The 12362-nt window shown below is 71.2% G+C and carries 11 protein-coding genes; 8 read left to right on the top strand and 3 right to left on the bottom strand.

Going from position 1 to position 12362, the window contains the following annotated elements; all coding sequences use genetic code 11:
- The first annotated feature begins 82 nt into the window (after positions 1-82).
- From ACQSSQ_RS01175 to ACQSSQ_RS01185, 3 genes are read left to right on the top strand one after another with little or no spacing between them, the layout of a single operon-like run.
- Positions 83-1504 carry an FAD-binding oxidoreductase gene (locus ACQSSQ_RS01175; RefSeq protein ID WP_431325197.1) on the top strand — a complete coding sequence of 474 codons (1422 nt, stop codon included), beginning with the start codon at positions 83-85 and terminating at the stop codon, positions 1502-1504.
- Complete coding sequence (locus tag ACQSSQ_RS01180) at positions 1501-2793, top strand: class I SAM-dependent methyltransferase (protein ID WP_431325198.1); 1293 nt, start codon at positions 1501-1503, stop codon at positions 2791-2793. The genes ACQSSQ_RS01175 and ACQSSQ_RS01180 overlap by 4 nt, the downstream gene beginning before the upstream one ends.
- 22 nt (positions 2794-2815) lie before the next feature.
- Entirely contained in the window at positions 2816-3373 is a 558-nt protein-coding gene (locus tag ACQSSQ_RS01185; RefSeq protein WP_431325199.1) for a hypothetical protein, read from the top strand.
- A gap of 82 nt (positions 3374-3455) precedes the next feature.
- On the opposite strand, the gene ACQSSQ_RS01190 is transcribed toward ACQSSQ_RS01185, so the two are convergent.
- Positions 3456-5645, bottom strand: a complete 2190-nt coding sequence (locus ACQSSQ_RS01190) for an MMPL family transporter (RefSeq protein ID WP_431325200.1) — start codon at positions 5643-5645, stop codon at positions 3456-3458.
- A gap of 140 nt (positions 5646-5785) precedes the next feature.
- On the opposite strand from ACQSSQ_RS01190, the gene ACQSSQ_RS01195 reads away from it, so the two are divergent.
- The 3 genes from ACQSSQ_RS01195 (at position 5786) to ACQSSQ_RS01205 (ending at position 8124) form a co-directional block, all read left to right on the top strand.
- Positions 5786-7120, top strand: a complete 1335-nt coding sequence (locus ACQSSQ_RS01195) for a sensor histidine kinase (protein ID WP_431325201.1) — start codon at positions 5786-5788, stop codon at positions 7118-7120.
- Entirely contained in the window at positions 7072-7716 is a 645-nt protein-coding gene (locus ACQSSQ_RS01200) for a response regulator (protein ID WP_431325202.1), read from the top strand. The genes ACQSSQ_RS01195 and ACQSSQ_RS01200 overlap by 49 nt, the downstream gene beginning before the upstream one ends.
- Before the next feature lie 84 nt (positions 7717-7800).
- Positions 7801-8124, top strand: coding sequence for a hypothetical protein (locus tag ACQSSQ_RS01205; protein WP_431325203.1), 324 nt, complete (start codon positions 7801-7803; stop codon positions 8122-8124).
- Positions 8125-8146: 22 nt separating this feature from the next.
- Here ACQSSQ_RS01205 and ACQSSQ_RS01210 read toward each other — a convergent pair whose 3' ends face one another.
- Entirely contained in the window at positions 8147-8935 is a 789-nt protein-coding gene (locus ACQSSQ_RS01210) for an exodeoxyribonuclease III (RefSeq protein WP_431325204.1), read from the bottom strand.
- Between the two features lie 93 nt (positions 8936-9028).
- On the opposite strand from ACQSSQ_RS01210, the gene ACQSSQ_RS01215 reads away from it, so the two are divergent.
- Positions 9029-11347, top strand: a complete 2319-nt coding sequence (locus ACQSSQ_RS01215) for an Orn/Lys/Arg family decarboxylase (protein ID WP_431325205.1) — start codon at positions 9029-9031, stop codon at positions 11345-11347.
- Positions 11348-11359: 12 nt separating this feature from the next.
- On the opposite strand, the gene ACQSSQ_RS01220 is transcribed toward ACQSSQ_RS01215, so the two are convergent.
- Positions 11360-11899, bottom strand: coding sequence for a putative immunity protein (locus tag ACQSSQ_RS01220; protein WP_431325206.1), 540 nt, complete (start codon positions 11897-11899; stop codon positions 11360-11362).
- A 90-nt stretch (positions 11900-11989) separates the two neighbouring features.
- Between ACQSSQ_RS01220 and ACQSSQ_RS01225 the strand changes: the two genes are divergently transcribed.
- Positions 11990-12343 (top strand): VOC family protein, encoded by a 354-nt coding sequence (locus ACQSSQ_RS01225; protein WP_431325207.1) that lies wholly within the window; start codon positions 11990-11992, stop codon positions 12341-12343.
- Positions 12344-12362 lie beyond the last annotated feature (19 nt).

A 12362-nucleotide genomic window follows, 5' to 3' on the forward strand; every position in this document is an offset into this window, starting at 1 on the left:
CAGCGTACTCCTCCCGATCCTGGGTCAGACAATGCGGACACCCGCCTAGCGAGCGTCGGTGCTCGTGCTTAGTCTGAGCACCGTGAGCGACCTCGTCGGACACCATGCCCACGACGACGCCGTGCGCAGGCTCAAGGCCTCGTACGACGCCATCCCCGACGGTGCGCCCGTGCGGCTCGCCAAGCGCACGACCAACCTCTTCCGTCCGCGCGACGCCACCGACGCGCCCGGGCTCGACGTCAGCGGGCTCACCGGGGTCGTGAGCGTCGACGTGGATCCGACCACCGGCGAGGCGACCGCCGACGTGCAGGGCATGTGCACCTACGAGGACCTCGTCGCGGTGACGCTCGCGCGCGGCTACATGCCGTACGTCGTGCCGCAGCTGCGCACGATCACGCTCGGCGGCGCGGTCACCGGTCTCGGCATCGAGTCGACGTCGTTCCGCAACGGGCTGCCGCACGAGTCCGTGGTGGAGATGGACGTCTTCACCGGCGCGGGCGAGGTCGTCACGTGCAGCCGGGAGGAGCACAGCGACCTCTTCTTCGCGTTCCCCAACTCCTACGGCACGCTCGGCTACACGACACGCATCCGCATCCTGCTCGAGAAGGTCCCCGGGTGGGTGCGGCTGCGACACCTCCGCTTCGACGACGCGCAGTCCGCCTCCGTCGCGATCGCGCGCATCGTCGCCGACCGCAGCCACGACGGCGTGCGCGTCGACGCGATCGACGGCACCGCGTTCAGCCCCGGCGAGATCTACCTGACGCTCGCCGAGCTGACCGACGCTGACCCGACCCGTGAAGGGCAGGAGGTCAGCGACTACACCGGCCAGAAGATCTACTACCGCTCGCTGCGGGAGCGCAGCACCGACGTGCTCACGACGCACGACTACCTCTGGCGCTGGGACACCGACTGGTTCTGGTGCAGTGGTGCGTTCGGCGCGCAAAATCCGTTGATCCGGCGGGTGTGGCCGCGGAAGTATCGCCGGAGTGATGTGTTCCAGCGGATCGTCGGTCTCGACACGCGCTACGGACTGGCGCACCGGCTCGACCGCCTCAAGCGCAACGGCATCGCAAAGCGGGAGCGCGTGATCCAGGACATCGAGGTGGCGGTGGACCGGCTGCCCGAGTTCCTCGCCTGGTTCGACGCCGAGGTCGGGATGCGGCCCGTGTGGCTGTGCCCGCTGCGCCTGCGCGAGCCGGGTGGTCCGGGCACCGCGACGCGATGGCCGCTCTACCCGCTCGAGCCCGGCACGACGTACGTCAACGTCGGGTTCTGGGGCACGGTCGCCGTGCCGGAGGACGCACCGGCGGGTCTCGTCAACCGGCGCGTCGAGGAGAAGGTGCACGCGCTCGGCGGCCACAAGTCGCTCTACTCCGAGGCGTTCTACGACGCCGAGACCTTCGCAGACCTCTACAACCTGCCCCACCTCGCCGAGGTGAAGGCTACGTACGACCCCAAGGACCGGTTGACCGGCCTGTACGAGAAAGCGGTGAAGCGGCGATGACGATCACGACCAAGTCCTCGATCACGCTCGGCGAGGCCATCGAGCGCCTGGTGCCGGGCGGGCTCTCGTTCCGGTTCGAAGCCTACGACGGCAGCAGCGCCGGTCCGCCGGACGCACCGATCACGGTCCGCATCGTCAACGAGCGCGGCCTGTCCTACATCATGAGCGCCCCCGGCGACCTCGGGCTCGCACGCGCGTACGTCACCGGCGACCTCGAGATCGACGGCGCGCACCCCGGCGACCCGTACGACGCGCTCGTGCACCTTCTCGACAAGACGCGCCTGCGCGCCCCGTCGGCGACGGAGACGTTCCGCATCGTGAAGGCGCTCGGCCTGTCGCACCTCCTCCCGCCGCCGCCCCCGCCGCAGGAGCACCTGCCGCGCTGGCGTCGCGCGCTGGAGGGCCTGCGCCACTCCAAGAACCGCGACGCCGTCGCGATCCACCACCACTACGACGTGTCCAACCGCTTCTACGAGCTGGTGCTGGGCCCGTCGATGACCTACACGTGCGCAGTGTTCCCGAAGGCCGACTCGTCGCTCGAGGAGGCGCAGTTCGAGAAGTACGACCTGGTGTGCCGCAAGCTCGACCTGCAGCCCGGTCAGCGCCTGCTCGACATCGGCTGCGGGTGGGGTGGCATGGTGCGCCACGCCGCGAAGCACTACGGCGTCAAGGTCATCGGCGTGACGCTGTCGGAGCAGCAGGCGCAGTGGGCGCAGGAGGCGATCGTCCGCGAGGGCCTCTCCGACCTCGCGGAGGTGCGGTTCTCCGACTACCGCGACGTGCCGGAGACCGGGTTCGACGCCATCAGCTCGATCGGCCTCACCGAGCACATCGGCGTGCACAACTACCCGGCCTACTTCTCCTTCATCCGCGACCACCTCAAGGTCGGCGGGCGCATGCTCAACCACTGCATCACGCGTCCCGACAACCGTGCTCGCGCCACCGCGGGGCAGTTCATCGACCGCTACGTGTTCCCCGACGGCGAGCTCACGGGCTCCGGCCGGATCATCACCGAGGTGCAGGACGTCGGCCTCGAGGTGCAGCACGAGGAGAACCTCCGTCAGCACTACGCGATGACGCTGCGCGACTGGAACCGCAACCTCGTGGACAACTGGGACGAGGCCGTCGCCGAGGTCGGCATCGGCACCGCGAAGGTCTGGGGCCTCTACATGGCCGGGTCGCGCCTCGGCTTCGAGCGCAACAGCATCCAGCTGCACCACGTGCTGGCGACCAAGACGGATCCGTCGGGAGCGACCGACTTCCCGCTTCGGCCGACCTGGGGGAGCTGACCTCCCGCTACGCTCTCGGCTCGTGACGACCTCATCGGATCCCACGAGCAGTGCGGTGGCGCACGACGTCGTCGGCGTCGTGCGCTACCGCTTCGAGCGGCTGCCCGTCTACGAGCGCCGGTTCACGCGCTCGATCACGGTGAACGTCGTGATGCTCGGCGTGCTGGCGGTCCTCGCGGCGGGCGCGCTCGCCCTCGTCGCCGCGCTCGGGGGCGCGGTGCTGGTCCTGGTCCCGCTCCTGCTGCTCGCCGCCGCGACGCCGGCCTGGTCGCTCGTGGCGATGCGTCGGTTCCAGCGGGGTCTGCCGCGCCGCGGAGGGCCTGATGTCGCGATCGTCGTACGCCGTTCCGGCCTCGTGATGGTGTGGCCGGATCTCGGGCCCGACCGGCCGGTGACGTTCACGTGGGGCGACCTCGCCCAGGTCGGCGTACGCGGTCCGGCTCTGCGGGTCCGTGCGCACCGGCGCCCCGCGGGGTCGTGGTGGCGGTCGGCGTTCGTGCCGCTCGACCTCCTCGACACGCCCGTCGACCTCATCCTCCGCGACGTCCACGCGTGGTCCGGCGGCCACGTCCGCTCCTGACGGGCCACCGCCGCCGGTGACCAGGCGGAACGACGAGACATCCGGTCCCGAAGGTGGACCGGATGTCTCGTCCCGTCGCCCGTCAGGCGGCGGCGACCACCTCCCGACGGTCCGGCTCGCGCAGCCGGCCCAGTCGCTTGTCGAGCACGAGCAGTGCCGCCGGCAGCAGGACCAGCCGCACGATCGTGGCGTCGACCAGGATCGCGACCGAGAGCCCGATGCCCATCTGCTTCATCTCGAGCATCGACAGCGTGGCGAACACGGCGAACACCGAGACCATCACCGCTGCGGCGCTCGTGACCACGCTCGCCGTCTCGCGGACGCCGTACTCGACCGCGAGCCGCGTCGACAGCCCGCGTCGCATCCCCTCACGGACCCTGCTCATCACGAACACGTGGTAGTCCATCGAGAGTCCGACGAGCACGACGAAGCAGAACAACGGCACCCAGTCGACCAGGAACCCGGGTGAGGTGAAGTCCAGCAGCCCCTCGGCCCAGGTGTTCTGGAAGACCAGCGTCATCACGCCGAACGCCGCGCCGACCGACAGGAGGTTGAGCCCGGTCGTCAGCAGCGCGACCGTGCCGCTGCGGAACACGACGGCCATCATCACGAGCGTCAGCAGCAGCACGAACCCGACGACGAGCGGCAGGGCGTCGCGCTGGGCGTCCTGCGCGTCCATCGTCTCGGCGACGTCGCCGCCGACCGCCCAGGTGACGCCGTCGACCGCGTCGAGTGCGTCCGAGACCGCGGTGTCGCGCAGCTCGGCGACCGCGTCCTCGTTGCCCGCGTCGCCCTCGTTGCCGACGGCGGTCAGTCGCAGGACGGAGGTCCGTCCGTCGTCGGACACCTCCACCGGGTTCGCGGCGGCGGCCAGTCCGTCGGACCGGGCCTGCGTGCCGAGCGCCTCGAGTGCGCGGGTCGCTGCGGCCGAGTCGCCGTCGGAGTCTGTGCGGGCGACGACCTCGATCGTCGGGCGCTCCTCCGGGAAGTGCTTCTGGACCTCCTGGAACGTCGAGACCGCGGGGAGGTCCTGCGGCAGCGTGTCGATCGTCCCCTGGTGCAGCGTCATGCCGAGCGCCGGCGCGGACAGGGCCACCAGGACGCCGAGGGAGAGTGCGAGCGACGTCTTGGGGTGCGCCAGCACGGGGCTGATCAGCCGCTTGCTGATGCCGCCGGTGCCGATCCGGCGGTTGAGCCGCCACAGTCCCGGGACGCGCGGCCGGTCGACCCAGCGGCCGAGCTTCGCGAGCAGCGCCGGCAGGACGGTCACCGAGCCGACCATCGCGACGGCGACCACGAGCATCGCGCCGACGGCGAGACCGACGAAGACGGCGTCGCGGGTCAGCAGCAGACCCGACATCGCGACGATGACCGCGAGGCCGGCCACGACCACGGCACGTCCGGACGTCGCTGCGGCGATCTCGATGGCGTCGATCGTGGTGGCACCCTTGCGACGCTCCTCCCGCTCACGCTTGAGGTAGAACAGCGAGTAGTCGACGCCGACCGCCATGCCGATCATGAGGATCACGCTCGCCACCGTCCCCGAGTCGGGCACGAGCGCGGACACGACCGCGTACAGGCCCATCGCGGTCAGCACGCAGGAGAACGCCAGCGCCACCGGGATCACGGCCGCGATCAGCGCGCCGAACGCGACGATCATGATGAGGAACGTGATCGGCAGGCTGCGTGACTCGCCCGAGCCGAGGTCCTCACCGACCCGCTCGTCGACCTGCGTGCCGATCGACTCGCCGCCGGTCTGAGCGACGTCGAGCTGCGGGTTCGCGTCCGCCACCTCGGCTGTGGAGTCCTGCAACGCCTCGACCGTGGCGTCGAGGTCGTCGACGCCCTTCTCCAAGGTGATCGGCACGAGCATCGCCGAGCCGTCCTCGGACCACACCGGTGCACCGACCGCGTCGACGTGCGCGATCCCTTCGGCGCCGGCCCGCAGCGCCTCGTACGCCCCGCTGGCCGCGGCGCGGTCGAGTGCGAGGCCGTCGGCGGTGACGAGCACGACCTCGCTCGGCGCCTGCCCGAGACCGGCGTCGCGGATCATCTCGGCGGCCTGACCGGACTCGCCGACGCCGTAGTCGTCGTCGGACATCGACTGGGTGGGCACCACGGCCATGAGCGCCATCGCGCCGACGACGAGCGTGAGCCAGAGGGTGAGTGCTCGCCACGGGTGCGTCGCGCTCCAACGGGCGACGCGCACGACCGGCGAGCGGCGTACGGGACGGGTGGCCCCGCTGCGCGGAGGTGCTGCGGTGGTAGTCATGGTGACCTCTCGGTTCGAGTGCGGTTAGCGACGTTCCCGACACTTCCGGCTCGCGCGTCCCCGATCACGGGTGCGAGGTCCCGAACCAAGGTGGTGCTAGGCCCACTGTCCGCGGCGTCGTGGCGACGCAGAGTGGGAGCATGAGCACGACAGCGGACGCAGGAGTGACGATGACCTTGCCCACGGCGGCACCCGAGCCGTACGTCCCCGGACGACGGACGTCGCGGTTCGGGCTGACCGGGCTCGCGCTGGTGTACCTGGTCCTGGGGATCCCGACGCTCGTGACCCTGGTCGTCGTCACCGTGGCGATCCCGCTCGGCGTGCTCGGCATCGGGCTCGCCGTGCTGGCGGCGTTCGTGCCGTTCCTGCGGCAGCTGGCGAACGTGCACCGCTACTTCGCCAGCCAGGTGCTCCGCACGACGGTGCTCAGCCCCTACCACGACCGTGAGTCGACCGGCGTGAAGGTCGTCGTCAGCGACTGGGCCCGCGACCCGGCGCGGTGGCGCGACCTCGGCTGGGCGTACGTGTCGGTGACGATCGGCTGGTTCTTGTCGTGGATCCCGATCGTCCTGCTGCTCGGGGTCGTCTGGTACCTCATCTTCCCCTTCATCTACGCGGTCACTCCCGACGGCGTGTTCGACATGAGCTGGTGGATCGTCCAGGTCGACGACCAGGCGTCGTCGTTCTCGATGTGGGTGGCGGCTGCGGTGTGCCTGCTGGTCTGGTGGTTCCTGACGCCGCCGGTGAGCCGGCTGCGGGCACGGCTGGACCTGGCGCTGCTGTCCCCGACGCGCGCCGAGCTCGAGAAGCGCCTCGCCGAGGTGTCGGCGTCGCGGACCGAGACCATCGACCACTCCGCCGCGGAGCTGCGCCGCATCGAGCGCGACCTCCACGACGGCGCCCAGGCGCGGCTCGTGTCCCTGGGGATGAGCCTCGGGCTCGCCGAGCAGCTCATGCGGACGGACCCGGAGGCGGCTGCGCGGCTCATCGAGGAGGCACGCGCGACCACGACGTCGGCGCTGGGGGACCTGCGGTCGGTCGTGCGGGGGATCCACCCGCCGGTGCTCGCCGACCGCGGTCTCGTGGGCGCCGCGCAGGCCCTCGCGCTCGACCTTGCGGTGCCGACGTCCTTCACCGCGGTCGTCCCCGGTCGCGCTCCGGAGCCGGTGGAGTCGGCGATGTACTTCGCGGTCGCGGAGGCGCTCGCGAACGTCGTCAAGCACGCGCACGCGAGCGCGGCGTCGGTGGACCTGGCGTACGACGGCGAGCGCCTGCGTGCCGTCGTCGCGGACAACGGCGACGGCGGCGCGGATCCCGCCGACGGCACCGGTCTTGCGGGGGTCGCTCGCCGACTGGCCGCCTTCGACGGCACGATGGTGGTCGAGAGTCCCGCAGGGGGACCGACCGTCGTGACCATGGAGCTGCCGTGCGCGTTGTCATCGCCGAAGACCTCGCCCTCCTCCGGGACGGGCTGACGCGCCTCCTCGAGGCGAACGACTTCACGGTGGTGGCGGCGGTCGACAACGCCCCGTCGCTGGCCAAGGCGTTGCGCGAGGTCGACGTCGACGTCGCGGTCGTGGACGTGCGGATGCCGCCCACCTTCACCGACGAGGGACTCCGCACCGCGATCGAGGCCCGTGCCGCGCGACCGGGGCTGCCGGTGCTCGTGCTCTCGCAGTACGTCGAGCAGCTCTACGCGCGCGAGCTGCTGTCGTCGGGCGAGGGCGCGGTGGGCTACCTGCTGAAGGACCGGGTCGCCGACGTCGAGAGGTTCGTCGACGCGGTGCGCCAGGTGGCGGCCGGCGGCACGGTCCTCGACCCGGAGGTGGTGTCGGTGCTGCTGTCGAAGGCAGCGGCGAACCGTCCGGTCGACCGGCTCACCGACCGTGAGCGGGAGGTGCTGGGGCTGATGGCGGAGGGGCGGTCGAACGCGGCGATCGCGGCACGGCTCTTCGTCACGGAGAAGGCGATCGCGAAGCACACCAACTCGATCTTCGCCAAGCTCGACCTGCCGGTCTCCGAGGACGACAACCGCCGTGTGCTCGCCGTGCTCGCCTACCTCCAGGACTGACCGCGAGCCACCGTCGGTGCGCTCGCGAGCCACCGGCGTACGTCTCGACGAGGCGCTTCCGCCGCGTTCGGGGACGATAGGCGCATGAGCGGCGACACGCGCGCGTACTGGTTCATCCCCTACCGGATGCGAGAGCCCGAGCTGATCGAGGAGTGGCTCGAGGCGCAGGCGAAGCGGGGCTGGGTCGCGGAGCGGCTCGTCTGGCTGAGCGCGATCCGGATGGTGCTCCACCGTCGTGAGGACCGACCGACGTATCGCTACGCCATCGACCCGCGCACCTTCCCCGATGCGCGGGAGGACGCGCTGCTGACGTCAGCAGGGTGGGAGGACATCGGCCCGCTCGCCGGCAAGGACGTCTGGCGCGTGCCGTACGAGGGAGAGCGTCCGGACTTCCTGTACGGCGACTGACGCCGACCCGTACGGCGGTGGGTCAGGCGATGTCGACGACGACCGGAGCGTGGTCCGAGGCGCCCTTGCCCTTGCGCTCCTCGCGGTCGATGGACGCGCCGGTGACGCGAGCGGCCAGGGCCGGGGAGCACAGCGCGAAGTCGATCCGCATGCCCTCGCGGCGTGGGAAGCGCAGCTGCGTGTAGTCCCAGTAGGTGTAGGTCCCGGGGCCGGGCGCGTGCGGGCGGACGACGTCGCTGTAGCCGGCGTCCTCGATCGCCGCGAACGCCTCGCGCTCGAGCTTGGAGACGTGCGTGCTGCCCTCGAACTTGGCCATGTCCCAGACGTCCTCGTCGTGGGGCGCGATGTTCCAGTCGCCGGTCAGCGCGATCTGCGCCTGCGGGTCGGCGGCGAGCCACCCCGCGGCGTCGTCGCGGAGCTGCTGCAGCCACTGCAGCTTGTAGAGGTAGTGCGGGTCGTCGAGCTTGCGGCCGTTGGGCACGTACAGCGACCAGATGCGTACGCCGCCGCAGACCGCCGAGATCGCGCGCGCCTCGGCGGCGGCCGGGTCGCCCCAGGTCGGCATGTCGGCGAACCCGATCTGCACGTCGTCGAGGCCGACGCGCGAGATCACCGCGACCCCGTTCCACTGGGAGAGGCCGTGGTGCGCGACCTCGTAGCCCGCGGCGAGCAGCGGCAGCTCCGGGAACTGGTCGTCGCGGCACTTGGTCTCCTGGATCGCCAGCACGTCGACGTCGCTGCGCTCGAGCCACGCGGCGACGCGGTCGATGCGCGAACGGATGGAGTTGACGTTCCAGGTGGCGATCCGCATGACACGAACGTACCCGCCGCCGGTGACGCACCCGAAGCGACCCGGGCAACGTAGTATTTGCCGCGAACACGCAACGGAGCGAAAGGATCTACGGTGAGCGAGCGGGCTGAGGGATCGATGACCGCCCGGACCCTCAAGGTCCTGGTCGTGGACGAGCGACCGCAGACGAGCACGGCCCACGAGGAGATGCTTCGTCGCGTGGTGCAGGAGCTCGAGCGGATCGACGTCCGGACCGAGTTCGCGCCCAGTCCCGACGACGCCGTGCTGCGCATCGCCTCCGACGCGTCGCTCTGCGCGGTGATCGCGGACGCGGGCGGCGACTCCGACCACCACGAGGCGCACGTCGACCCCAACCGCCTGAGCACCTTCCTCGCCGGCGTCCGCGCGCGCAACAGCGACCTGCCGGTGTTCGTGATGACAGGGACACGCGGTGCCGACGCGCTCGAGACCTCCGTCCTGCGCGAGGTCGACCAGCTCATCTACCTCCTCGACGACACGCCCTCGTGGATCGCCGGCCGGATCCGCAACGCCGCCGAGCGCTACCGGCAGGACGTCCTGCCGCCGATGTTCGGGGCGCTCGTCGCGTTCTCCCGCAAGCACGAGTATTCCTGGCACACCCCCGGCCACGAGGGCGGCGCCGCGTTCCTGCGCTCCCCGGCGGGACGGGCGTTCTGGGAGTTCTTCGGCGAGCAGACCTTCCGCTCCGACCTCTCCGTCTCGGTCCACGAGCTCGGGTCGCTGCTCGACCACTCGGGCCCGATCGGCGAGGCCGAGCGGCGGGCGGCGACGATCTTCGGCGCCGACATGACGTACTTCGTCACCAACGGCACCTCCACGTCCAACCGCGTCCTGCACCAGGCCTCCGTCGTCGCCGGGGACGTGATGGTCCTCGACCGCAACGCCCACAAGTCGATCGAGCAGGCCGCGACGCTCACCCACGGCGTCCCGGTCTACCTCACGACGACGCGCAACCACCTCGGCATCATCGGGCCCGTCCCGCCGAGCGAGCTCACCCGCGACGCGGTCGCGGCGAAGCTCGCCGCCTCGCCGCTGGTCGAGGACGCGAGCGTCCGACCGGTGATCGCGATGATCACGAACTCGACATACGACGGGCTGCTCTACCACGTGCCGACGGTGGAGCGGACGCTCGGCGAGCACATCGACCGGCTCCACTTCGACGAGGCCTGGTACGGCTACGCCGCGTTCCACCCGATCTACGCGGAGCGGTTCGCGATGCACACCGGCGAGCGGGCGCCCGACGCTCCGACGACGTTCGCGACGCAGTCGACGCACAAGCTGCTCGCGGCGCTCTCCCAGGCGTCGTACCTGCACGTGCGCAACGGCCGGAACCCGGTCGAGCACGACCTCTTCAACGAGGCGTACATGATGCACGCCTCGACCTCGCCGCTCTACTCGATCATCGCGTCCAACGACGTGTCCGCGGCGATGATGTCGGGCCGCGGCGGGCCGCTGCTGACGGGGATCTCGATCCAGGAGGCGGTGGCGTTCCGGCGTACGCTCGCCCGCGTCGCCGCCGAGACCCCGGAGGACGACTGGGCGCTGACGCCGTGGCAGCCCGAGACCGTGACCCAGCCGGACGGGTCGAAGGTGCGGTTCGAGGACGCCGACGAGGAGTGGCTGTGCGGGTCCGCGGAGCCGTGGCTGCTGCGCGCGGGCGAGGACTGGCACGGGTTCGACCTGCCCGACCGCTACGCGATGCTCGACCCGATCAAGGTCACCGTCGTCACCCCCGGCGTACGGCCGGACGGCACGCTTGCCGACTTCGGCGTGCCTGCGCCGATCCTGTCGGCGTACCTCGAGGAGCAGGCGTCGATCGTCGTCGAGAAGACGCAGTCGTACTCCATCCTGCTGCTGTTCTCGATCGGCGTGACCCGAGGCAAGTGGGGCTCGCTGGTCACGACCCTGATGTCGTTCAAGCGCGACCTCGACGCGAACCGGCCGCTGGAGCTGGTGCTGCCGGCGACGTACGCCTCCGACCCGCGCCGCTACGCCGGCATGGGGCTGCGCGACCTCGCCGAGGAGCAGCACGCGACGATCCGACGGACGCGGATGCTGGCCCTGCAGCGGGAGGCGTTCGGGGCGCACCCCGAGCCCGTGATGACCCCGGCGCAGGCGTACGCGCACGTGGTCCGCGGCACGGTGGACGCGGTGCCGCTCGACCGGCTCGCCGGACGGACGCTGGCCATCGGGCTCGTCCCGTACCCGCCAGGCATCCCGCTCGTGATGCCCGGTGAGTCGGCGGGGCCGGACGACGGACCGTTCCTCGCGTACCTGCGGGCGCTGGAGGAGTTCGACCAGCGCTTCCCCGGGTTCGAGCACGAGACCCACGGTGTCGAGGTCGTCGACGGCCGGTACGTCGCCCGCTGCGTCAGCGACGCGTCCGCGGGTTGAGCGCGCCGTGCGTCACCGCTGAGCGCGCAGCGCGGCGTCCAGCGCGCTCATGAGCTGGGCGGTGCGGCCCGTGCCGCGCGGCGGCGGTGGGTAGCGGCGGAGGACCTCGACCAGGAGCGGGGTCGCTCGCTCACGAGCCTGCTCGACGGCCGCGGTCGCAGCATCCTCGTCGCCGTCGGCCTCGATCTCGGCGATGCGAGCCGCGTTCGCAGCGGCACGGAGGATGTGCCCGACCTGGTGGGCCTTGCTGATCGGGTGGAGGTACGCGGCGGAGGCGGCGTCGCCGGCGGCCTGGGCGGCGAGGCGGGAGGGCTCCGTCGTCGCCTCGCTCGCAGCCCGGTGCGCGTCCATCGACGTGACGCGCTGCAGCCTTGTCCTGGCAGCGCCGTGGACGAACTCCCAGGCGGCGTCGAGGGCCGCACGGGGACGCGGATCGTCGGGCTGGGCGGTCTCGAACACCGGGAGCAGCGGGTCCGCGGTCTCCGCCACGAAGCGTGCGACGACCCGCAGCTCGTCGAAGGTCAGCTCGAAGTCGCCGTGCACGCTCGTCACCCGGCCGATCCTCTCCGAGAGGAGACACGCACGCCAACACGGGCTGTTTGAGCGAGCGCGGTGTCAGCACGGCCCGATAGCGTGAAGGGCATGACTCTCACCGTGGGCATGATCACCGTCGACAGTCTCGATGCGGTCGCACTCGGCCGGTGGTGGGCCGAGCAGGTGGGCGGCGAGGTGGTTCAGGAGAACGACGGGTGGTTCGTCGTCGTCGCCGTCCCGGGCGCTGCCTACCAGCTCGCGTTCCAGAAGGTCGAGCGCCCGACCCCCGGCAAGAACAAGGTCCACCTCGACCTCGTCGCCGAGGACCTCGACGCCGAGGTGGCGCGGCTGGAGAGCGCGGGAGCCGACCAGGTCGCGACCCAGACGATGGAGGACTTCCGGTGGGTGACGATGGCCGACCCGGAGGGCAACTACTTCGACGTCGCGCAGGCGGAGGGCTGAGCGGTTGTCCGGCGGTCGA

This window comes from Mumia spirodelae, from assembly GCF_050632745.1.
GTDB lineage: Bacteria > Actinomycetota > Actinomycetes > Propionibacteriales > Nocardioidaceae > Mumia.